General features: G+C 62.0%; 15 protein-coding genes. 7 read left to right on the top strand and 8 right to left on the bottom strand.

The genetic code is table 11. From position 1 onward, the window contains the following. Positions 1-40 precede the first annotated feature (40 nt). The 4 genes from GGU46_RS10780 to GGU46_RS10765 all read right to left on the bottom strand — a co-directional run bounded on the left by GGU46_RS10780 (position 41) and on the right by GGU46_RS10765 (position 4,702). Positions 41-355 (bottom strand): hypothetical protein, encoded by a 315-nt coding sequence (locus GGU46_RS10780; RefSeq protein WP_183403557.1) that lies wholly within the window; start codon positions 353-355, stop codon positions 41-43. A gap of 198 nt (positions 356-553) precedes the next feature. Beyond that, positions 554-3,196, bottom strand: a complete 2,643-nt coding sequence (locus GGU46_RS10775) for a TonB-dependent receptor (protein ID WP_215906329.1) — start codon at positions 3,194-3,196, stop codon at positions 554-556. Between the two features lie 117 nt (positions 3,197-3,313). After that, positions 3,314-4,276 carry a bifunctional helix-turn-helix transcriptional regulator/GNAT family N-acetyltransferase gene (locus tag GGU46_RS10770; RefSeq protein ID WP_183403556.1) on the bottom strand — a complete coding sequence of 321 codons (963 nt, stop codon included), beginning with the start codon at positions 4,274-4,276 and terminating at the stop codon, positions 3,314-3,316. A gap of 69 nt (positions 4,277-4,345) precedes the next feature. Beyond that, the gene (locus GGU46_RS10765; RefSeq protein WP_246399000.1) at positions 4,346-4,702 is read right to left on the bottom strand and encodes a winged helix-turn-helix domain-containing protein; all 357 of its coding nucleotides are present in this window, start codon (positions 4,700-4,702) and stop codon (positions 4,346-4,348) included. Positions 4,703-4,961: 259 nt separating this feature from the next. On the opposite strand from GGU46_RS10765, the gene gltB reads away from it, so the two are divergent. The 3 genes from gltB to GGU46_RS10750 all read left to right on the top strand — a co-directional run bounded on the left by gltB (position 4,962) and on the right by GGU46_RS10750 (position 12,076). Continuing rightward, positions 4,962-9,482 carry a glutamate synthase large subunit gene (gene gltB, locus GGU46_RS10760; protein WP_183403555.1) on the top strand — a complete coding sequence of 1,507 codons (4,521 nt, stop codon included), beginning with the start codon at positions 4,962-4,964 and terminating at the stop codon, positions 9,480-9,482. Positions 9,483-9,669: 187 nt separating this feature from the next. Further along, positions 9,670-11,142, top strand: coding sequence for a glutamate synthase subunit beta (locus GGU46_RS10755; RefSeq protein ID WP_183403554.1), 1,473 nt, complete (start codon positions 9,670-9,672; stop codon positions 11,140-11,142). Positions 11,143-11,350: 208 nt separating this feature from the next. Continuing rightward, entirely contained in the window at positions 11,351-12,076 is a 726-nt protein-coding gene (locus GGU46_RS10750; RefSeq protein WP_183403553.1) for a hypothetical protein, read from the top strand. A 95-nt stretch (positions 12,077-12,171) separates the two neighbouring features. Here the strand turns inward: GGU46_RS10750 and dnaB are convergent, their stop codons facing one another. Further along, entirely contained in the window at positions 12,172-13,707 is a 1,536-nt protein-coding gene (gene dnaB, locus GGU46_RS10745) for a replicative DNA helicase (protein ID WP_246399029.1), read from the bottom strand. A gap of 482 nt (positions 13,708-14,189) precedes the next feature. On the opposite strand from dnaB, the gene GGU46_RS10740 reads away from it, so the two are divergent. Both GGU46_RS10740 and GGU46_RS10735 read left to right on the top strand, forming a co-directional pair. Beyond that, positions 14,190-15,575 carry a UDP-N-acetylmuramate--L-alanine ligase gene (locus tag GGU46_RS10740; RefSeq protein ID WP_183403551.1) on the top strand — a complete coding sequence of 462 codons (1,386 nt, stop codon included), beginning with the start codon at positions 14,190-14,192 and terminating at the stop codon, positions 15,573-15,575. An 84-nt stretch (positions 15,576-15,659) separates the two neighbouring features. Then, complete coding sequence (locus tag GGU46_RS10735) at positions 15,660-16,370, top strand: alpha/beta fold hydrolase (RefSeq protein ID WP_183403550.1); 711 nt, start codon at positions 15,660-15,662, stop codon at positions 16,368-16,370. A 345-nt stretch (positions 16,371-16,715) separates the two neighbouring features. Here GGU46_RS10735 and GGU46_RS22315 read toward each other — a convergent pair whose 3' ends face one another. Genes GGU46_RS22315 through GGU46_RS10725 form a run of 3 tightly spaced genes read right to left on the bottom strand, consistent with a single transcriptional unit; the run spans position 16,716 to position 18,240 of the window. Next, positions 16,716-16,847 (bottom strand): hypothetical protein, encoded by a 132-nt coding sequence (locus GGU46_RS22315; RefSeq protein WP_262890941.1) that lies wholly within the window; start codon positions 16,845-16,847, stop codon positions 16,716-16,718. 2 nt (positions 16,848-16,849) lie between these two features. Then, positions 16,850-17,419 (bottom strand): hypothetical protein, encoded by a 570-nt coding sequence (locus GGU46_RS10730; protein ID WP_183403549.1) that lies wholly within the window; start codon positions 17,417-17,419, stop codon positions 16,850-16,852. Positions 17,420-17,442: 23 nt separating this feature from the next. Then, on the bottom strand, positions 17,443-18,240 hold the full coding sequence (locus GGU46_RS10725) for a M48 family metallopeptidase (protein WP_139921064.1): 798 nt from the start codon (positions 18,238-18,240) through the stop codon (positions 17,443-17,445). A 311-nt stretch (positions 18,241-18,551) separates the two neighbouring features. Here GGU46_RS10725 and GGU46_RS10720 point away from each other — a divergent pair, with 311 nt between their 5' ends. Next, positions 18,552-19,166 carry a fumarylacetoacetate hydrolase family protein gene (locus tag GGU46_RS10720; protein ID WP_183403548.1) on the top strand — a complete coding sequence of 205 codons (615 nt, stop codon included), beginning with the start codon at positions 18,552-18,554 and terminating at the stop codon, positions 19,164-19,166. Between the two features lie 231 nt (positions 19,167-19,397). Further along, positions 19,398-21,407, top strand: a complete 2,010-nt coding sequence (locus GGU46_RS10715; RefSeq protein ID WP_183403547.1) for a M23 family metallopeptidase — start codon at positions 19,398-19,400, stop codon at positions 21,405-21,407. Positions 21,408-21,531 lie beyond the last annotated feature (124 nt).

Genomic DNA, 21,531 nt, shown 5'->3' with positions numbered 1-21,531 from the left:
GGTTACCCTACCCCGGAGGGGGTAGCAGCCTAAATCAAGACTAGGCGCGAGCCGGCGGCCCGCGTAGCGAAGCCCCATCCAGCAGGTGTGAGGCCCGGCATACGGGGGCCTGCGGCCGGTAGACCGCGTAGGCTAACAGGCGCACGGGTTCCGGCAGTTTGATACGCACAGCCGGCTGAAAAGGCGCATTGTACAGCTGCTCCGTAGAACAGTGCTGGTGCTTAGCCGACAGCATAGCCTTGTGCTTGCCCAACGTGACCGTACTGCTGGTCAGGGGCGCATCCTCGGTGTGCTGGTGGAAGTGCAGGCGCAGGATAGCGGCCTCGGGTGCCAACACCCGAAGTAGCAGGCTCAACAGCCACCACGCTATTAGTCTGCGTCCTGTATGCACTTACCCTTGTTTCTGCATCATATCCGGCAAAGGTAGGATATTTATTAAATATGCATCATTGTTGCATATTTAATAAATGCCTTAGGCTGAAACCGGCTGCTACTAGGGCGCCCCCTACCCCCTATGCTTCGCGGTAACCCGGCAAGCGGAGCAGGTCAGTGCTTACAGTCCGTACGTCACCTGCAGGTAGTATAGTCCGCCCACGCTGGGGCCGCCGAGGTAACTCACATAGTACTGATTCAGCAGGTTGCTGGCGCCCAGCTTCAGGCGCAGGTTGGGGGTAGGCAGGCGGTAGCTGACCTGGGCATCGAGGGTGCTATAGGCGGGCACGTGGCCGGTCACCAGGAAAGTTTGGGAGTAGTAGCCCGCCTGCCAGCGGAAGTTGAGGCCGAAGCCGAAGTTCTTCACCACATGCTCGTTGCCCAGACTCAGGTTATACGCCCAGCGCGGGGTGTTGAAGCCGTCCTCTAATCCGTCGCCCGACTCGGTGCGGTCGAGGCGGGCGTAGGTGACGCTGGCGCCGGCCAGGTAGCCGCCCGCTACGTCGTAGCGCAACCCCAGGGAGCCGCCGTAGTTGTACACCTGGCTTTGGGAGTTAGTCCAGAGGCGGTAGCGGGCCTGGCCGGCACGGGCGCTCAGGGCAGTGGCCACGGTATTCAGGTCGGCGTCGGCAGACAGCGGCTGGCCGGCGGCGTTGATGGGCACGTAGGCTTCTACCTGGGCAATAAAGTCGCGGTAGGTATTGTAGTAGAAGTCCACGTCAGCCAGCAGGCGGCCGCCGGGCAGCAGGGCCGCTTTGTAGCCCAACTCCACGGACTTGATGTGCTCGGGCCGCAGGTAGGTATAGGGGTTCTTCACTAGGGTGCCCTGATTTTTGGCAATAGCCTGACTGCGCGAGAGGCCGCCGGTATTCACGTCGCGCGTTATAGCCGCGTTAAAGGCATCAATGGAGCTGCGCAGGTAGCTGTTCTCGAAGACCCCGTCCGACATAACCCGCAGCCCTCCAATACGCTTCACCTGTCCGCTGTTCACGTTGGAAAACCCCTCAAACAAGCTCGGGAAACGGTAGCCACTCTGGTAGCTTACCCGGAAGTTGTGGCGCTGGGTGGGCGAGTACACTGCCGTCAGGCGCGGGTTGAAGCGGGTGCTGAAGTAGTCATTCTTGTCGGCGCGCAGGGTAGCCGTCAAACGGATTTTTTCCTGCAGCAGCCGGGCACCGGCCTGCACAAAGCCGCCGGTTTTGCCATAAGTCAGGGTGCCGTACGGGTCCTCGCCTTGTTCGGGGTTGATGAAATAGTTGCCATCAGGCTGAATGAAGTAAGTGCGGTGGTCGAGACCTACCAGTAGGTCGGTCCAGGCGGGCAGGGCGTTGCCACCCCGGCGCAAAGCCTCCCCCACGTTCACCTGGCCTTCGGCGTGGAGCAGTTCGGCCTGCACGCGCAGGGCCGCGCCCTGGTCCCAGTTGTTGATGCCGGCTAGCTCCCGCAGGCGCTGCTTAAATTCGGGGGTGCCGGGCTGCAGGCGGCCGGCATCGGCGGCCGCGCGGGCCGCGGCGTGGGCCTGGGCTACGGTTTGGCCGTCTTGCGTGGCCCTGTTCCAGGCGGCGGTGTAATCTTGGTTCCAACGCGCATCGGGCTTGAAGCTGCGGTCCAGGTTTTCGGCCATAGAGCGCAGGTTGTAGCTGCGGCCAGTGTTTTCCTGGGTGAAGTAGGTGCGGGCCTGCACTACGGGGGTAGTCAGCTGCAGGGCGTGCTGCTGTAGGTGGTAATCACTGAGTTGAAACCGGTTGCTGCGCTGGTACACGTTGTCGAAGTTAGCGCCCCGGTAGGTGTAGGCTAGCTCGGCCGTGGGCGTCAGCTTGTAGTGCAGGGCGGCATCGTAGCGGAAGGTTTGCAGGCGGTAATCCACCACGTCCTGCTCCCGGTAGCCGGTGCGGGCTACCTGGTAGGTTTTGCCGCCCAGCGTCAGGTTCGAGCGGTTGGAGGACTCGTTGCCGTAGCTGCTTACCGGGTCGCGGGCGGGGTTATCGGTGCCGAACAAGCCGGTAGTGGCGTTGCCGTTCGGGTTGATGTCGGTGGGGTCGGTGGCCATCCAGTCGTAGCCGCGCAGGTAGGTGCCGTTCACCTTGAACGCCAGTTTGGGGCTCACGGCTTTGGCGTAGCGCACACTGGTTTCGGAAAACAGGTGCGCGCCGGTGTTCGGGTCGTTTACATGGTTCACCCCTACCTTCTGCTGCACGCTCAATCCTTCGCTGCGGAAGGGGTTGCGGGTACTAAAGTTGGCCAGCCCGTTGATGGCGTTCAGCCCGTACAACGCCGCGGCCGTGCCCGGCACGATTTCCACCGCCTGAATGTCCAGGTCGCTCGGGCCCAGCACGTTGCCGATGGGCCCGCCAATGTGGGGGGCTTGGTTATCGATGCCGTCTACCAGCTGCACGAAGCGCACGTTGGTGGTATTGGTGAAGCCCCTGGCGTTTATCACCTTGAAGCCCAGGCTGGGTGTAATCACCTGCACGCCCTTTACATGCTCAATAGCATCGAAAAAGGACGGAGCCGGCGTGAGCCGCAGCTGCCGCGCCGTCAGCTTTTCCACCGTCACCGGTGACTGCAGCATGCTCTCCTCCACCTTTGAGGCGGCCACTACTACCTCCCCCAGCCGCGTCGTATCGGCCAGGGCCGTGGGTTGCAGACTGCGTTGGGCCAGCACTGGCCCACTCGCCACTACCATGATTCCGCCTATCAGTGCCGGTCGGCATAGGGCGCGTACGTTGGGCTTTGCGGGCTTGTAGGGGGTAGTAGTAGGCATGCAGGCGGATTCAGGCGTCGTTATATTCCGACAAACATAACGCAGAACCCACCGAATGGTTTGCTCCGGCCAGCCGCAAGCCATTCGGCGGTGCACCTGACGCTTTGGCTACGGCCCTTACCCTTTCACTTCCTGCAGCACTAGCTCCATCTGGATGTTGCAGCGCTCGTAGGGCGAGGGCTGACCAGCCACCGTCTTGCGGAAGCCCAGCTTATGGTAGAGCTGAATGGCCGGCGCCAGCTTGGTGTTGCTCTCCAGATACAGTCGTTTCGAGCCCAGCGCCCGGGCCTGAGCAATGGCCGCCTCGCCCAGCCGGAATCCGATGCCCAGGCCCTGCGCCGCCGGCGACACGGCCATTTTGGCTAACTCCACTGTATCGGCGTCCATACGCAGCAGGGCGCACGCGCCTACTATCTGCCCCTGGTACTCGGCTAGCAGAATGCGCCCGCCCGGCTGCAGAATGTATTCCTCGGGGTGGTCCAGGGCTTTCAAATCCGGCTCCTCTACCCGGAAATACCGCTCAATCCACTCGATGTTGAGGCGCTTGAAGTCCGGCTGAAACTGCGGCTCATACTCCCGAATGCGCACTGCGCTGCCCACCCGCGCATCCCGGATGGCTTTCACCCGGCTCCCCAGGCTTTGGCGCGACAACGCGTATTCCATTTCCCCGATGGCCAGCCAGAGGTTGTGGCGGGTTTCGGCGAGTAGCGTCTCGGTGGCTTGGCGTACGTCGGCGGTTTGCTGCTGGAGGGCGGGCCAGAGGGCGGCACCCTTTTCGGTGAGCGAAATGACGCTGCGCCGCTGGTCGGTTTCGCCGCGCTGTACCTGCACTAGCTCGTGCTTTACCAGGTCCTTTACTACCTGGCTAACGGCGGCGTGGGTTTGCCCGATTCGCTCGGCAATGTCGCCGACGTGCCGGCCCGGCTCCGTGGCTACCACATAAAACACGGGAAACCAGCGAGGCTCAAAGGCTACATGGTATAGCTCGTACACTTCGGCGGCCTGGCTCGTCACTACTTCACTCAGTCGGCGCAGCCGGCTTCCCAGCCCGGCGGAGCCTAATTCATCAAAGAAGTCCATACTGCAAACATAAATAATTTACGTAAGTGCTTACATTAGTACTAATATATAAAAGTATGATCCCTGATTTTATAGCAGCCGGGCAGCTTCTACCCGCAGAAATTCCTGGAACCGTTCCTGTAACTCCCGAAATTCCTGAATCAGCTGCTGGCCTTCGGGGGTCACCTCGGCTCCACCGCCGCGCTTGCCGCCGGTTTGGGTTTGCACCAAGGGGGTAGCACTCTGGGCGTTCAGAGACGACACCAAGTCCCAGGCCCGCTTGTACGACATGCCCATTTCCTGCGCCGCCTTTGAGATGGAGCCGTGCTCCTGAATAAGCGTAAGCAGCTCCAGCCGCCCGATGCCCATGAATCGGTCGTCGGGGGTTTCTACCCAGAGGCGGCCGGTGAGGCGAAAGTTCAGGTCGGGGCGGAGCAGGTTTTTCATGGGGTAAAGATGGCAGAACGAACGGTTTGAAATCGTAGCGGGGGTAGGCGGTTGGCCGGCGGGCTGCGCCGCTGGTATACGCTAACCCGGGCCTTGAGGGGGTTTTGAGCCGGCCGGAGGGGTAGGCGGCGCGAAGGTAGAAACCGGAAAACGAGGCGCGGGCGGGTAGCGGGGGTTGCGGCCAGTGCCTAGGTTGCTATTTCGGACCTGCTGCCGGGGGTCACCTTTCCACGCTCGAACCACGACACCCTTCTCTCCGATGGAGCACCACGCGCCCCAGGGCCTCTACCAGCCCGAGTTTGAACACGACGCCTGCGGCACGGGCCTGCTGGCCTACGTCGATGGCCGTAAATCGCACCAGATTGTGGCGGATGCGCTGACGATTCTGGAAAACATGGAACACCGCGGCGCCTGCGGCTGCGACGCCGATTCCGGCGACGGGGCCGGGCTGCTGCTGCAGTTGCCGCACTGGTTTCTGCTGGAAGAATGCACCGCGCTGGGCATCCGCCTGCCCGAGCCCGACGAGTATGGGGTGGGCATGACGTTTCTGCCCAAAGATGCCCAACTGCGCGAAACCTGCCGCACGATTATCAACGCCGCTGCCGCCCGCCTGGGCCTGCCGGTGCTGGGCTACCGCCCCGTGCCCGTGAATCCGGCGGGCATTGGGCCCACTGCCCTGGCCGCCGAGCCGGCCGTGGAGCAGCTGTTCGTGGGCCGCCCGGCGGGCGTGACTACCCCCGAGAATTTTGAGCGCAAGCTCTACGTGCTGCGCCGCCTGGTGATGCGCGAAGTAGGCGCCCAGCTACCCGCGGCGGAGGTGTACTTCGCGTCGCTTTCCTGTCGGGTTATCATCTATAAAGGGCAGCTGACTACCTACCAGATGCGCAGCTACTACCCCGATTTGTCGGATGAACGGGTCACCTCGGGGCTGGGGCTGGTGCATTCGCGCTTTTCCACCAACACCTTCCCGAGCTGGCGGCTGGCCCAGCCCTTCCGGCTACTGGCCCACAACGGCGAAATCAACACCCTGCGCGGCAACCTCAACTGGTTTTACGCCGGCCTACCCTCCTACCTCTCGCCCTACTTTACAGCGGAGGAAATGGAGATTCTGCTGCCCGTCATCGACCCGACTCAGTCGGACTCGGCCTGCCTCGACAACATCGTGGAGCTGCTCCTGCACTGCGGCCGCTCGCTGCCCCACGTGATGATGATGCTGGTGCCCGAGGCCTGGGACGGCAACGAGCAGATGGACCCGCTCAAAAAAGCCTTCTACGAGTTCCACGCCACCTTTATGGCCCCCTGGGACGGCCCGGCGGCCCTGCTCTTCACCGATGGCCGCATGATTGGGGCCATGCTGGACCGCAACGGCCTGCGCCCCCTGCGCTACGCCCTCACCACCGACGGGCGGGTGCTGGTAGCTTCCGAGGCCGGGGTGCTGGGCGCGGGCCTGCCCGAGGCCAGCGTAGTGCGCAAGGGCCGCCTGCAGCCGGGCAAAATGCTGCTCATTGACACTCAGGCCGGCCAGATTATTACCGACGAGGAGCTGAAAACCCAGGCCGCTACCCGCCAGCCCTACGGGCAGTGGCTGCGCGAGTACCAGATTCGGCTGGAGGAGCTGCCCGAGCCCCGGCTGGTGTTCACCGACCTCTCGGCCGAGTCGGTGTTCAAGTACCACCAGGTGTTCGGCTATACCCGCGAGGACATCGACACCATCCTGACGCCCATGGCCCTGGAAGGCAAGGAGCCCATCGGGTCCATGGGCGTGGACACCCCGCTGGCCGTCCTCTCCGACCAGCCCCAGCACCTGAGCAGCTACTTCAAGCAGTTTTTCGCTCAGGTCACCAACCCGCCCATCGACCCCATCCGGGAACGGCTGGTGATGAGCCTGGCCACCTTCCTGGGCAACAACGGCAACATCCTCGACGAGGACAAGATGCACTGCCACTGCGTAGCCCTGCGCCACCCCATCCTTACCAACCACGAGCTGGAAAAGCTGCGCAGCATCGACACGGGCCTGTTCAACGCCAAAACCATCAATACCTACTTCCGGGCCGATGGCAAGCCGGGCGCGCTCAAAGCCGGCCTCGACCGCCTCTGCCGCTACGCCGAAGACGCTGTGGATGATGGCTTCGAGGTGCTGATTCTCTCGGACCGCTACCTCGACTCGGAGCACGCTTCCATCCCGACCCTACTGGCCGTATCGGCGGTGCACCACCACCTGATTCGCAAAGGCTACCGCGGCTCGGTGGGGCTGGTGGTAGAGGCCGGCGACGTGTGGGAAGTGCACCATTTTGCCTGTCTGCTGGCCTTCGGGGCCACGGCCATCAACCCCTACCTGGCCCTGAGCACCATCCGGACCCTGCACGCGGGCGGGCGGTTGGCCCCCGGGCAGGAGGTAGGAAAACTAGAAGCCAACTACACCAAAGCCGTGTGCGACGGGCTGCTGAAGATTTTCTCCAAGATGGGCATCAGCACCCTGCAGAGCTACCACGGGGCCCAGGTGTTTGAGATATTGGGCCTGAACCGGGAGGTAGTGGATGCCTACTTCACCGGGGCCGTGACGCGCATTGGCGGGCTGGGACTGGACGAAATTGCCCGCGAAACCCTGTTCAAGCACTTCCAGGGCTTTAAGAGCAGCACCCTGGAGGAGCAACACCTGCTGCCCGAGGGCGGAGTGTACCAGTGGCGGCGCCGGGGCGAGGCCCACCAGTTCAACCCCGAAACCGTGCACCTGCTCCAGCACGCCACCCGCACCGGCTCCTACGACACCTACCAGCGCTACGCCCGGCTGGTGAACGGCCCCGCGGCGGGCACCGCTACCCTGCGCGGCCTGCTGGACTTTGCCTACCACCGCCCGGCCGTGCCCCTGCCCGAGGTGGAACCGGCCGAAAGCATCATGCGGCGCTTTGCTACCGGGGCCATGTCGTTCGGGTCCATCTCGCACGAGGCGCACAGCACCCTGGCCATTGCCATGAACCGCATCGGGGGCAAGAGCAACACGGGCGAGGGCGGCGAGGACCCGCTGCGCTACGAGGTGATGGAAAACGGCGACTCCATGCGCTCGGCCATCAAGCAGGTGGCCTCGGCCCGCTTCGGCGTCACGGCCCACTACCTCACCAACGCCGACGAACTGCAAATCAAGATGGCCCAGGGGGCCAAGCCCGGGGAGGGCGGCCAGCTGCCCGGCCACAAGGTAGATGAGTGGATTGCCCGGGTGCGCCACGCTACCCCCGGTGTGGGCCTCATCTCGCCCCCACCCCACCACGACATCTACTCCATCGAGGACCTGGCCCAGCTCATCTTCGATTTGAAAAACGCCAACCGCCAGGCCCGCATCAACGTGAAGCTGGTGAGCAAGGCAGGGGTAGGAACCATTGCCGCCGGGGTAGCCAAAGCCCACGCCGACGTGATTCTGGTGGCCGGCTACGACGGCGGTACCGGTGCTTCGCCCCTGAGTAGCATCCGGCACGCCGGGCTGCCCTGGGAGCTGGGCCTGGCCGAAGCGCACCAAACGCTCGTGCGTAACCAGCTCCGCAGCCGGGTGGTGCTGCAAACCGACGGCCAGCTGAAAACCGGCCGCGACCTGGCTGTGGCTACCCTGCTCGGGGCCGAGGAGTGGGGCGTGGCCACGGCGGCCCTGGTGGCGGGCGGCTGCGTGATGATGCGTAAGTGCCACCTCAACACCTGCCCCGTGGGTGTGGCCACCCAGGACCCCGAGCTGCGCCGCCTGTTCAGCGGTAAGCCTGAGCACATCGTGAACCTGTTCCGCTTCATGGCCGAGGAGCTGCGCGAAATCATGGCCGCGCTGGGCTTCCGGACGGTAAATGAGATGGTGGGCCGGGCCCAGTTCCTGAAGCCGCGCCCCGGTATTCAGCACTGGAAGGCCCGCCACCTCGACCTGCGTGACCTGCTCTACCTGACCTCGCCCGAGCCCGGCAGCACCCTCCACCACAGCCAGGACCAGGACCACGGCCTGAGCCACATCCTCGACTGGCAGCTGCTCCGGCACGCCCAGCCAGCCCTGGAACACCAGCAGTCCGTGCGGGCCGAGTTCCAGGTGCGCAACACCGACCGCACCCTGGGCACGCTGCTTTCCAACGAAATAACCAAGCGCTACCACGCCGCCGGCCTGCCCGATGGCACCCTGGATTTTACGTTCCGCGGGGCCGCGGGCCAGAGCTTCGGGGCCTTCAACGTGCGGGGCCTCACCCTGCGCCTCGTGGGCGAGGCCAACGACTACGTGGGCAAGGGCCTCAGTGGGGCCCGCCTCATCATCGGCCCCGACCCGGCGGCTAGCTTCGTGCCCGAGCAGAACATCATTATCGGCAACGTGGCCCTCTACGGCGCTACCTCCGGCGAGCTGTTCGTGCGCGGGCAGGCCGGGGAGCGGTTTGCGGTGCGCAACTCCGGCGCTACCGCCGTGGTGGAAGGCGTCGGCGACCATGGCTGCGAGTACATGACCGGCGGCCGCGCCCTGATTCTGGGCCGCACCGGCCGCAACTTTGCCGCCGGCATGAGCGGGGGCATCGCCTGGATTTATGACCCGGATGGCTCCTTCCCGCAGAACTGCAACCAGGAAATGGTAGAGTTGGACCCGCTCGACGCCGACGACGACGCCCACATTCAAGACCTACTGCACCGCCACGCCGAGCTAACCGGTAGCCAGCTGGCCGCCTTCCTGCTCAGCAACTGGCCCGAGGAAGCCGCCAAGTTCGTGAAGGTTTTTCCTTCGGAATACAAGAAGGTCCTGCAAAAAGCCCGCTACGAAACGGCTCAGTAGTATTCGAGACCTAGGACTAAAACCTAGCTCCCCTCCTCAGATGAGGAGGGGTTGGGGGTGGTTGAAACCCTAGAACGACAACTAGAGCTAGTCAACATTCAACGATTGTCAACCACCCCCAACCCCTCCTTATCCAAGGAGGGGAGCCTTCGTTCTAACCACTCCTTCCCCTACTCTATACAGTACCATGGGTAATAGCATCGGTTTCAAGGAATTTGAGCGGGAGGCGCCCGCCAAGGCGCACCCGCAGGAGCGCATCGGCCACAACCGGGAGTTTGTGGGCCGCTACGATGAGGGGCAATTGCACCGGCAGTCGGGGCGGTGCATGGAGTGCGGCATTCCGTTCTGCCACGCAGGCTGCCCCCTGGGTAACATCATTCCGGAGTTCAATGACGCCGTGTACCGCCAGGACTGGGCCCAGGCCTACCAGATTCTGAGCTCCACCAACAACTTTCCGGAGTTTACCGGCCGCATCTGCCCGGCCCCGTGCGAGTCGGCGTGCGTGCTGGGCCTGCACGCGGCACCGGTGGCCATTGAGGAAATCGAGAAGCACATCATCGAAATTGCCTTCGAGAAAGGCTACGTGCAGCCCACGGCCCCGCTGCTGAAAACCGGCAAAACGGTGGCCGTGGTGGGCTCGGGACCGGCCGGCCTGGCCGCCGCCGCCCAACTGGTGCGGGCCGGCCACACCGTCACGGTGTTTGAGCGCGACGACCAGCCCGGCGGCCTGCTCCGCTACGGCATTCCCGACTTTAAGCTCGACAAATGGGTGCTCGACCGGCGCCTACGGTTGCTGCAGGAGGATGGGGTAGTGTTTCGCTGCCACACCGAGGTAGGCCGCGACATTGCGGCCGAGGAGCTAACCCGCACCTTCGACGCGGTGGTGCTGGCCGGCGGGGCTCTGGTGCCACGCGACCTGCCCATTCCGGGCCGGGAACTGGCCGGCGTGCACTTCGCCATGGACTACCTCACCCAGCACAACCGCCGCGTGAGCAGCCTGCCGATTGAAACGCCGGAACTGCTGGCCACGGGCCGGGAGGTAGTCGTCATTGGCAGCGGCGACACGGGCTCCGACTGCGTGGGCACGGCCAACCGCCAGCAGGCCCGTACCATCACGCAGCTGGCCCTCATGCACCAGCCCAGCCCCGAGAGGCCCGGTTTTGAGCCCTGGCCCCACTACCCTGCTACCCTCTTCCGGACCAGCACCTCCCACGAGGAAGGCTGCCACCGCTACTGGGGCGTGAACACTAAGGCTTTCCTCGGCGACGAGCACGGCCACCTGCGCGCCCTGCTGGTGACGGACGTAACCTGGGAAACCGACGTGCTGGGTCGCCGCCTGGGCTTCCAGGAAATAGAGGGCTCGGAGCGCGAAATTCCTTGCCAGCTGGCCCTGCTGGCCTTGGGCTTCACCTCGCCCCGCTACGAAGGGTTGCTGCAGCAGCTAGGGGTGGCACTGGATGAACGGGGCAATGTGCAGGCTGCTACCACTGATTACCTCACCTCCCGGCCGGGCGTATTCGTGGCCGGCGACATGCGCCGGGGGCAGTCGTTGGTGGTGTGGGCCATTGCGGAGGGTAGGGAGGCCGCCCGGCAGGTCGATGTTTTCCTGATGGGCAAAACTGCGTTGCCGAGCAAGGACGCCGTGGGCATGTTCGGGTAGCATTGCTGCGCTGTGCATGGCGCTCTTTTTCATTCAGAGAACTGTGCTACATACGCTCTCTATCAGCTCAAGAGCAAGCAATAGAATATGGTGTAAACCAGAAAAAACATTGTCTAATGTGTAACCCATTGGCTGTTTTTTGCGCATAGGGTAGCTAACTGCCACGCAGGCAGGGCTTATCTGTGTACCCTTAACGCAACTCAACTGCATGGAACCCAATCAATCTGCCACTCCCACCAACGAGGCGGCCGGCTCATCCGCAGCTGATCAGCCCCAGAATTCGAAGCAAAATGCCAGCAACCAGCCAAAAGCTGGGGGCTCCTCCAACAAATCTTCAGATCAGCAGTCCTCCGGCGGTGCCAAGAACTGGATGGAACAGGCTGGCATCCAGAAAATTGTAGATCAGCTTCCTCAGGGCGTCCGTGAATTCCTGCCCAATTCCTGGGAGCAAATCAACAAGCTCTCTACCACCCAGAAAGTGGCCGGCGTTGTGGCCCTGGCAGGCCTGGGCTACCTGGCTACCCGCTCGGGCAAATCAAGCAAAAAGATAAAAGGCGTTAGCTACTACGGCGACAGCGCCCAGGCCCAGCGCCCCAACCAGAACTACCGCTCCGGCAGCCAGGTACATCCTTCGGGCTACTCCTCTTCCAGCTCACAGGTAGATGAGAGCCGCCGCATGGACAAAGGCCCTAACCGCAGCGCCAGCTCTTCTAGCAGCTACGGTTCCAGCAGCTTTGACCGCCAGAACGAAAACCGCGTAGGCGGCAGCTACAACTCAGGCAATTCCGATTACTCGTCTGGCTTCTCTTCGGGCTACGACTCCGACAACAAGTCGTCGGGTTCCTCGTCGTCGTCGATGGCCGGCCGTAGCCAGGGCTACCGGGGCAGCTCCAGCTCCTCGTCTGATGATTCGGACTACGCCAGCGGCGTATAAGTAGAGCGTAGCCCAAGGCTATTTCCTACTTACTGGAAAACACAAAAGCCTCCTCAGCACATACTGAGGAGGCTTTTTCATGTAGTACCCATCCATTAAAATGGCGGCGGACCGTCGTCGAAGGTGCTGCGCGGGAAGGGCTGCGCGGGCGGCGGGCCGTCGTTGTTGATGCGGGAGCCCAGCCGGATAGTGTTGGGCGCGAAGCCAGACGCATCGTCGTCGAAGGTGCTGGTGGGGAAAGCGCCGGGGTTGAAGCCGGCGTCGCCGAAGCCCCCTCCGCCGCCGTCGAGGTCCGCAAACTTGGTGAAGCGGCCGATAAACTTCAGCTGTACCGTTTCCAGGGAGCCGTTTCGGTGCTTGGCAATAATTACCTCGCCGGTACCCTGGGTGGGGTTACCCATTTCATCTTCGGTAATCTTGTAGTACTCGGGGCGGTACAGGAAGATTACCATGTCGGCGTCCTGCTCGATAGACCCCGATTCACGAAGGTCACTAAGCTGGGGCTTCTTGTCGCCGCCGCGGGTTTCCACGGAGCGGGAAAGCTGGGACAGGGCCAGCACCGGCACGTTCAATTCCTTGGCAATTCCTTTCAGGGCCCGCGAAATCGAGGCAATTTCCTGTTCGCGGTTACCGCCCCCCTTGCCATCCGTGTTACCCGTCATCAGCTGCAGGTAGTCGATGATAATCATCTGGATGTCGTGGTGGGCCTTGAGGCGGCGGCACTTGGTGCGCAGCTCCCGGATGCTGAGGCCCGGCGTGTCGTCAATGTAAATCGGGGCCGACGACAGGGCCGAAATCTTGTGGTTGAGCTGGGCCCACTCGTAGTCGGCCAAGTTGCCTTTCTTGATCTTCTCGGAATCCAGCTCCGCCTCCGCCGAAATCAGACGATTTACGAGCTGCAGCGAGGACATTTCCAGCGAGAAGATAGCCACCGGCTTCTTGAACTCCACCGCCGCGTTGCGCATCGCCGACACTACGAAAGCCGTTTTTCCCATCCCGGGCCTAGCCGCAATAATCACAAGGTCAGATGGTTGCCAACCAGAGGTTACGCGGTCCAGGGCCGAAAAGCCGGAGGGTACGCCTGTCAGGCCGTCTTTCTGGTCCTTCTTTTCTTCGAGCTCCTTGATGGCTTTGCCCATCAGGCTCCGCATGTCGTCGAAGTTCTTCCGAATGTTCGATTCCGACACTTCAAACAACGACTGCTCCGTGCTGTCGAGCAGGTTGAACACGTCGGTGGTATCCTCAAACGCGTCGCGCTGAATGTCCGAGGCAATACGGATTAGCTCGCGCTTAATGGCGTTTTCGGTGATGATGCGGGCGTGGTACTCAATGTTGGCCGCCGAGTTGACCTTGAAGGTCAGGTTGGCTACGTAGTGCGCGCCGCCGGCTGCTTCCAGCTCGCCCATCTCGCGCAGCTCGTGCGTAACCGTCAGAATATCAATCGGCTCCGACTTATCAAACAGATTCAGAATGGCCTTAAAAATACGCTGGTGGCCATCTTTATAGAAGCTCTGGGGCTTCAGAATATCAATTACCGTGGTAAGGGCGTCCTTCTCCAGCATCAGCGCCCCTAGTACAGCGGCTTCCAGCTCCAGCGCCTGCGGCGGCAGCTTGCCGGCCGGGCCACCCATCGGGACCACCGCGGGGCGGTTATTCCAGGCGGCTTTGGCCCGCGAGGCCGATAGTTTCAGGCGGTCATCCATCCGGTCGTTCATCACTGAGGTAGCACTACAAGGTAAGCAGGTTGGGCCGTTTGTGGTTGAGGCGAGAGAAATTTCCTCGGGCCTGACGCCCCATTTTCGCAAAGGGGTACAAAGCTAACGGCTGAGGCCTACAATCCGGAAGCGCCGGGAAAGGTTTCTTTTTTGAGTTTGGGGTGAATAAGGTGATGGGGTGAAGAGGTAATGAGGTAAATGGTGACAGGTAAGAGGTGACAGGGCGTACTGGCGGCAGATTACCTTTTACCTCTCACCATTTACTTACCTGTCACCATTTACCTCCTCACCTCATCACCTCATCACCATTTACCTGTCACCATTTACCTGTCACCTCTTCACCTCACCACTCAAAACCCAAACCCTTACCTTTGCCGCCTGCTTACTCTCTATCCTGAATGACTGCTACCCCCTCTTCGCTCCAACGCCTGCACCTGATTGCTACCGGGGGCAGTATTATGCATAACCTGGCCCTGGCCCTGCACCAGCGCGGCGCCCACGTTACCGGCTCCGACGATGAAATATTTGAGCCCGCGAAAAGCCGCCTGGCCAAAGCTGGCCTGCTGCCGGCCGAGGAAGGCTGGTTTCCAGAGAAGGTTACCCAGGACCTCGATGCCGTGATTGTGGGCATGCACGCCCGCCCCGATAACCCGGAGCTGCTGCGGGCCCAGGAGCTAGGGCTGCGGGTGTATTCCTTCCCCGAGTTTATTTATGAGGCTTCCCGCGACAAGCAGCGGGTAGTAATTGGGGGTTCGCACGGTAAAACCAGTATTACCTCCCTTATTCTGCACGTACTGCGCTACCATGGCCGCAAGTTCGACTACGCCGTGGGGGCCCAGCTGGAAGGCTTCGATTTGATGGTGCAGCTCACGGAAGATGCGCCCATCATCATCATTGAGGGCGACGAATACCTGTCGTCGCCGATTGACCGGCGGCCCAAGTTTCACCTCTACCAGCACCACATTGGGGTTATTTCCGGCATCAGCTGGGACCACATCAACGTGTTTCCTACCGAGGAAATCTACCGCGAGCAGTTCAAGATTTTCGCGGAGATGACGCCCAAGGCCGGCGTGCTCATCTACGACCAGAACGACGAGCAAGTGCAGCTGGTAACCGTGCCCAGCAACCCCGATGTAACCTACATTGGCTACGGCCCGCACGAGCACGTTATCCGGGACGGGAAAACCTACCTTATTACCAAGAAGGACGATGAAGTGCCCGTAAAAGTGTTCGGGGAGCACAACCTGCGCAACATTTCGGCCGCCAAGGAAGTGTGCAAGCAGCTGGGCATCAAGGGCAAGGATTTTTATGAAGCCCTGGGCTCGTTTAAGGGCGCGGCCCGCCGGCTGGAGCTGGTGCGAGAAGGTCAGGAATCAGTAGTGTACAAGGATTTTGCCCACGCCCCAAGCAAGCTGAAAGCCACCGCTACCGCCTTCAAAAAGCAGTACCCCCAGCGCAAGCTGGTGGCCTGCCTGGAGCTGCACACCTTCAGCTCCCTGAACCCGGCCTTCCTGCCCCAGTACGCCCACACCTTCGACACCCCCGACGTGGCCGTGGTGTACTTCAACCCCCATGTGCTGGAGCACAAGCGCCTACCCCCCCTGCCTGCGGCAGCCGTGCAGCAGGCCTTCCAGCGCCCCGACCTGCGGGTGTTCACGGACAGCCGGGAGCTGGCCGATTTCCTGCACGCCCAGAGCTGGCAGCAGGCCAACTTGCTGATGATGTCGTCGGGTACGTTTGACGGGCTGGACCTGGCCCAGCTGGCCGCTGAAGTGACGAAGTAATACCGAGTAGCAGGTACTTGGGGCGGCGAAACGGCTTACGCGCTTTTCCCGCCCGGTGCTTTCTGCTTCTGTCGGAATCAAGACATGCAACATACCATTCTGCTTCTGCACGGAGCACTGGCCTCGGAGGCTCAGCTGAAGTTTCTGACGCGCGAGCTGCCGTCCTTCTACCAGGTGCACTGCTTTTGCTTTAGCGGGCACGGCGGCCGGCCCCTGGTAGCCGGCGAGTTTTCCATGAAGCACTTCGCGCAGGAAATCCGGCAGTTCGTTCAGGACCAGCTGCTACCCCCCGTGCACGTGTTCGGCTACAGCATGGGCGGCTACGCGGCCCTGACGGCGGCCGTGCAGTGGCCCGAGCTGTTCAGCAGCATCACCACCCTGGGCACCAAGTTTGACTGGTCGCCGGCTTCGGCTGTGCTGGAAACCCGGCATCTGGACCTGGAAAAGATGCGGGAAAAGGTGCCTCAATTCGTGGAGCAGCTAACCCAGCAGCACGCCCCTACCCCCCTCCCCGACCTGCTGCAGGCCACCAGCACGCTCATGCGCGGCCTCGGCGACGCGCCCCCCCTCACGCCCGAAAAACTGGCCGCCCTGGAGGTGCCCGTGCAGGTACTGGTGGGCGAGCTGGACAAAACCGCCGGCGTAGATGCCTCCCGCTACTTCGCCGACCACATGCCCCGCGCTACCTTCGAAATCATCATGAACACGCCGCACCCGTTGGACAAGGTAAACCCCGATTTGCTGGTGAACCGCATTGCCCGCTTCGTGGAGCTAGCCGAGGAAGGCATGCTGTAAAGAGCGCAGCCCCCGGAGCAGCAAGTACATAGCCACTCCCCAGCAAAAGCCATTGAACAGGATAAGAGCCACGAATACATAGGAGGGCATCGGGCCTTGGAGTGTGGCGCCTGACAGAGTCATAGGCCAACTAAGTAAAGCCTTCATAACATGCTGCCACCAGGTGGGTTTCCCGCCCCAGGTCATTAGTAACGGGCTCCCGAACATCAGAAAGAAGTGTAGGACCGCTCCACTTATCCCACTGATTATCAACGAACGGTATTTCATGGGCATAGCTATAAAATTCGGGTAAGGTACATTTCCCACGAAAAAGGCCCGCCAGTTGGCGGGCCTTTTTCGTGAGGGCTAATCGGCGGGCTTGTCGTCCTTGTCTTTGGGCGGCGGGGGAGCCGCAGGCTTGGGCCGACGCCGGTCGGTGGTGACGAGCAGGGCCAGGGCCGTAAGCGAGAGGCGCAGAATCCATTTGCGGCTGAGCATGGCTAGCGGCGGGGAAAGAATGTGTTGTTGTCTTCTACGCGCAGGTCGCAGCGGCTGCCGCCGGTATTTTCCTCGCAGGTAGTACCCACGATTTCGTTTTTCTCGAAGTTGAAGAAGCAGAACGTGCACCCTACCCCCGTAATGATGTAGCGGGCTGCGTTGGAGCTCAGGTACAGGCTGTTATCGGAGGAGGTTTGCAGGGGCAGGGCCATGGCCCGGAACATACCGTCGCGCAGGCCAATGCCTACCAGGTAGTACACGGCCTTATCCTTGGGCGTTTCCTGCACCTTCCGGATCATGGTTTTGTCGATGGCCGTGCCGTCGCCGAACGCGCGGGTAAAAGCTCCCGAGAGCTGCTCCCGGGGCACGATGTAGCGAATTTTGCCATCGGCTACTTCGGCTACCTGCTTGCTGCTGGCTTCCAGCTTGCGGCGGTTTATTACGTCGGGGTCATTGGTGGGGGAGCTGGTTTCGGGAAAGCCACGCTTGGTGGTTTCGCAGGCGCTCAGGCCGGCTACCAGCAGGGCAGCTCCCAGCAGCGAAGAAAAAGGTAAACGCAGAAAACGATTCATCGAAGTAAATAAGCCGGCCGCGCTTACCGGCCTTTATAGTACGTGCGGGCCTCGGGCAGCTCTTTCTGGATGGCCGCAATCCGGGTACCGTTGGAGGGGTGAGTAGAAAGGAATTCGGGCGGGGAAGCGGCATTTTCGCGGGCATCCATGCGCTGCCAGAACGCGACGGCGCCATCGGGGTTGTAGCCCGCCATGGCCATAAAGATAAGTCCGAGGTGGTCAGCTTCCGATTCCTGGCTGCGGCCGTATTTCAGCAGGCCCAGCTGCGAGCCTACCCCCACCGCCTGCAGAAACACGTTCTGGGTGGCCGTAGGGTTCTGGCCGGCCGAGGCCGACAGCACGCTACCCAGGCCCTGGGCGGCCATCTGCTGGCTCATGCGCTCCGAGCTATGCCGGGCTACGGCGTGGGCAATTTCGTGGCCCATGACCACGGCCAGGCCGTTTTCATCCTGCGTGATGGGCAGAATACCGCTGTACACGGCCACCTTGCCGCCGGGCATGCACCAGGCGTTTTCCTGCTTGTCGTCGAGCAGGTTAAACTCCCAGGCGTAGCCCTCCAGCTGGGCCTGGGCATTCTGCTGGCGAAAGTACATTTCCACGGCCTGCTGAATGCGCTGACCCACGCGCTTTACCATGGCCGCCTGCTCGCCGCTGTTGATTACCCGGCTGGAAGCCAGCACTTTCTGGTATTCCTGCGCCGACATCGTATTCATTTCGGTGTCTGACACAAGGCTGAGCTGCCGGCGCCCGGTGATGGGAACTGTGGAGCAAGCCGCCGCGAAAAATAGACAACCGGCCAGGGCAAATCGGTGGAGTTTCATAGGCAAGGGGAAGAGGTGAGAGAAAGGCGGATGGACCCGTCGCACGGGGCTTTGCGTAGCGGATGGGCCCGGACGGTAGTAGAATGGCTATACGTGAGGCGGCGGGCAAAATGTTTGCAACCAACCACGCCGCCCTCCAGACGGGAGGAATTTTACCTTTTCGGCGCCACGAATTAAGGCTACTTTTGAGGACTTTGGAGTCGGCGCGCCACCCGCCGGGCGCCGGTTTTTCTCTCTTCGGAAAACCGGCGCGGGCTAATCCGGCCCGTGTCAGGCTCCTACGCATTTTCCAGTTCAAGCCTTTCCGCTGTATGAAAATTCTTTGCATCGGGCGCAACTACGCCGAACACATTGCCGAGCTCCAGAACGAAACGCCCGACGCCCCGGTCATCTTCGCCAAGCCCGACACGGCCCTGCTCCAGCGCAACCAGCCGTTTTTCCTGCCCGATTTCTCCCAGGACATTCACCACGAGATTGAGCTGGTGCTCCGCATCTGCAAAAACGGCAAGAACATCGACGAGAAGTTTGCCCCTACCTACTTCGACGCCATCGGCCTGGGCATCGACTTCACGGCCCGCGACCTGCAAAGCAAGCTGAAAGGCAAAGGCCTACCCTGGGAGCTGGCCAAAGGCTTCGACGGCTCAGCCCCGATTTCGCAGGAGTTCAAGCCCGTTACGGATTTCCCGGACCTGAAGAACATCGATTTTCGCCTGGAAGTGAACGGCGAGGTGCGCCAGCAGGGCAACTCCAGCCTCATGCTCCACGACTTCAACAAAATCATCAGCTACATCTCCCAGTTCATCACCCTGAAAATGGGCGACCTGATTTTCACGGGCACGCCCAGCGGTGTGGGCCAGGTGAAGGTAGGCGACCAGCTGACGGGCTTCATCGGGGAGGAAAAATTGCTGAATCTGGCCGTGAAGTAGGGGTAGCATAGGGTAAGCTATCCTCCGCTCTGGTTGTTATTCCGCGCGCCGCGCGCAACGACAGTCGCCCTACCCCTGCGGGCCGCTGCACTATGCTCTTGCCATCTGGCGCGTTTTTACCTTCGGCGCAACCTTGCCCCCGGCCTTTGCGTCCGGGAAGGCACGATAATGGCTTGCCCGGGCTCACTGGCGCCAGCGCCACCTTTTTCCGCTGCTGATTTCCTTTCCTGAATGCCTGATTTGTTGAATACCCGGCCGCGCCGCCTTCTCAGCGTAGCCATTCCTGTTCTGTTGCTGGGGTTGCAGCCGGCTTCGTGCGGGGGCCAGGAGCCCGACTCGACCAAAGAACCCCAAGTGTCCCGGGCTACGGCCCCTACCCCCGGTAAGCGCCCCGAAGTACCGCAAGGCTACTTCCTGTTTCCCATCAAGCCCGGCCAGCAGAACTTTCTGGCGGCCAGCATGGGCGAGCTGCGCCCCAACCACTTTCACGGCGGCCTCGACATCAAGACCGATGGCCGGGTGGATTTGCCGGTGTATGCCGCCGCCGAGGGCTACATCTCGCGCATGAAACAGAGCAGCTTCGGCTACGGCAACGTGCTCTACATCACCCACCCCAACGGCCTGACGACGGTGTACGGCCACCTCAACCATTTCCGGGGGCCGGTAGCGGAGGAAATGCGCCGCCAGCAGTACGAGAAGAAAACCTACGAGCTGGAGCTGTTCTTCAAGCCCGAGCAGTTTCCGGTGAAGCGCGGCGAGGTGGTGGCCCTATCGGGCAATACCGGCGGCTCGGCCGGTCCGCACCTGCACTGGGAGGTGCGCACGGCCGAGGGCGGCCAGCTCAACCCTTTGCAGTGGGGCGGATTTCAGGAAATTCAGGACCACGTAGCGCCCTCCTTGCAGGCGTTTGCGGTGGAAGCCCTGGACATTAATGCCCGCGTGCAGGGCCGCTTTGGCAAGGCCGTGTTCGTGCCGAAAGCCCCGCCCCTGCCCAACGGGGGCGGTTACGTGTGGGCCGATACCATTGCGGCCAACGGCACGGTAGGGCTACTGGTGCAGGGCTTTGATAGGTTCGACCAGGCCTGGAACAAGAACGGCTTTCAGAAGGTGGAAGTGCTGGTGAACGGGCAGCCGCACTACGCCCACGTCATCGATGACATTCCGTTTCCGGAGGGCTCCCGCCAGGTAAACCAGCACATGGACTACGAGTGGCGGGCTACCCAGGGCCGGCAACTGGAAAAGCTGTTCGTGGATGACGGCAACGGGCTGAGCATCTACCAAACCGGCCCCAGCAAAGGCAAGCTGCGCGTGGAGCCGGGCCAGGTGTACCGCGTGGAAATCCGGATGAGTGACTCCTACGGCAACGTGACCCCGTTGCGCTTCGTGCTGCGCGGTACGGAGCCGGCCTACCGCAAAACCCGCTCGGCGGCCGTTAAAACCCAGAGCCTGCGCTACGACATCAGCCGTAACCTGCTGGTAGCCACCGCGGCCGACCCTGATACAGCCTCCGTAGGGGGCAACCTTACGCTTTACCGCGGCAACCGCCGCCTCACGCTCAAGCCCAGCTACACCGAGCAGAGCCAGAACGTGTACCTCTACGACCTGCGGGCCGGCCGCCCCGACTCCCTGCAGTTCGGGAGCGTAACCAAGCGTTTCGACCAGCAGGCCCTGATTCCGGCGGGCCGGGAGTTTGGCTTCTCCACGGCGAATCTGAACCTGGGTTTCGGGCCGAACACCCTGTTCGACACGCTTTTCGTGCAAACCAGCTACAAGCAAGGCCTCTGGACGGTACAGCAGCCGCGCACGCCGCTCTACGGTACCCTGGCCCTCACCCTTAAGCCCGAAACGCCCGTGCTGGACCAGCGCCGCTCGGCCATTTACAGCGTGACGCCCAAGGGCGGGCGGGCCTACGTGGGCGGCAAGTGGCAGGGCAACACCATCACGGCCCCCATCAAAACCTTCGGCCAGTTCCGCATCCTGACGGATACCATTCCGCCCTCGGCCCGCCTGCTGAGCAAAGGCCCCGGCGGAGTCGTGTTCAAAATCGGCGACGACCTTTCGGGCATTGCCAGCTACCAGCTGGAAGTAAACGGGCAGTTCCGGCTGCTGCGCTTTGAGCACAAAAACGCTACCCTCTTCTCGGAGCGCGACGACAAGCTGGGCCCGCCCCTGCGCGGCCCCGCTACCCTGCGCCTCACCGACCAGGCCGGCAATGAAAAAGTAATTCACGTGACGCTGTAGCGTCTGGGGATGCGGCAACTAAAGCTGCGAATAGAGAAGCAGCAGAACGTCATGTCGAGCTTGTCGAGACATCTTGCGGGCTGACGTTGTAGCGGTAATTCAACATCAGCCCGCGAGATGTCCC

It is taken from the genome of Hymenobacter latericoloratus, from assembly GCF_014199535.1.
Classification (GTDB): domain Bacteria; phylum Bacteroidota; class Bacteroidia; order Cytophagales; family Hymenobacteraceae; genus Hymenobacter; species Hymenobacter latericoloratus.
Note: the sequence above shows the minus strand (reverse complement) of the source record. Positions and strands in the feature narration are given on the sequence as shown.

What these genes read in the sequence shown, in the direction of transcription:
- GGU46_RS10735 (WP_183403550.1), top strand. Translation starts at nt 15,660, where the DNA reads ATGCAACATACCATTCTGCTTCTGCACGGAGCACTGGCCTCGGAGGCT.
- dnaB (WP_246399029.1), bottom strand. Translation starts at nt 13,707, where the DNA reads ATGGGTGGCCCGGCCGGCAAGCTGCCGCCGCAGGCGCTGGAGCTGGAA.
- GGU46_RS10755 (WP_183403554.1), top strand. Translation starts at nt 9,670, where the DNA reads ATGGGTAATAGCATCGGTTTCAAGGAATTTGAGCGGGAGGCGCCCGCC.
- GGU46_RS10775 (WP_215906329.1), bottom strand. Translation starts at nt 3,196, where the DNA reads ATGCCTACTACTACCCCCTACAAGCCCGCAAAGCCCAACGTACGCGCC.
- GGU46_RS10715 (WP_183403547.1), top strand. Translation starts at nt 19,398, where the DNA reads ATGCCTGATTTGTTGAATACCCGGCCGCGCCGCCTTCTCAGCGTAGCC.
- GGU46_RS22315 (WP_262890941.1), bottom strand. Translation starts at nt 16,847, where the DNA reads ATGCTCAGCCGCAAATGGATTCTGCGCCTCTCGCTTACGGCCCTGGCC.
- GGU46_RS10750 (WP_183403553.1), top strand. Translation starts at nt 11,351, where the DNA reads ATGGAACCCAATCAATCTGCCACTCCCACCAACGAGGCGGCCGGCTCA.
- GGU46_RS10740 (WP_183403551.1), top strand. Translation starts at nt 14,190, where the DNA reads ATGACTGCTACCCCCTCTTCGCTCCAACGCCTGCACCTGATTGCTACC.
- GGU46_RS10720 (WP_183403548.1), top strand. Translation starts at nt 18,552, where the DNA reads ATGAAAATTCTTTGCATCGGGCGCAACTACGCCGAACACATTGCCGAG.
- GGU46_RS10730 (WP_183403549.1), bottom strand. Translation starts at nt 17,419, where the DNA reads ATGAATCGTTTTCTGCGTTTACCTTTTTCTTCGCTGCTGGGAGCTGCC.
- GGU46_RS10765 (WP_246399000.1), bottom strand. Translation starts at nt 4,702, where the DNA reads ATGAAAAACCTGCTCCGCCCCGACCTGAACTTTCGCCTCACCGGCCGC.
- GGU46_RS10770 (WP_183403556.1), bottom strand. Translation starts at nt 4,276, where the DNA reads ATGGACTTCTTTGATGAATTAGGCTCCGCCGGGCTGGGAAGCCGGCTG.
- gltB (WP_183403555.1), top strand. Translation starts at nt 4,962, where the DNA reads ATGGAGCACCACGCGCCCCAGGGCCTCTACCAGCCCGAGTTTGAACAC.
- GGU46_RS10725 (WP_139921064.1), bottom strand. Translation starts at nt 18,240, where the DNA reads ATGAAACTCCACCGATTTGCCCTGGCCGGTTGTCTATTTTTCGCGGCG.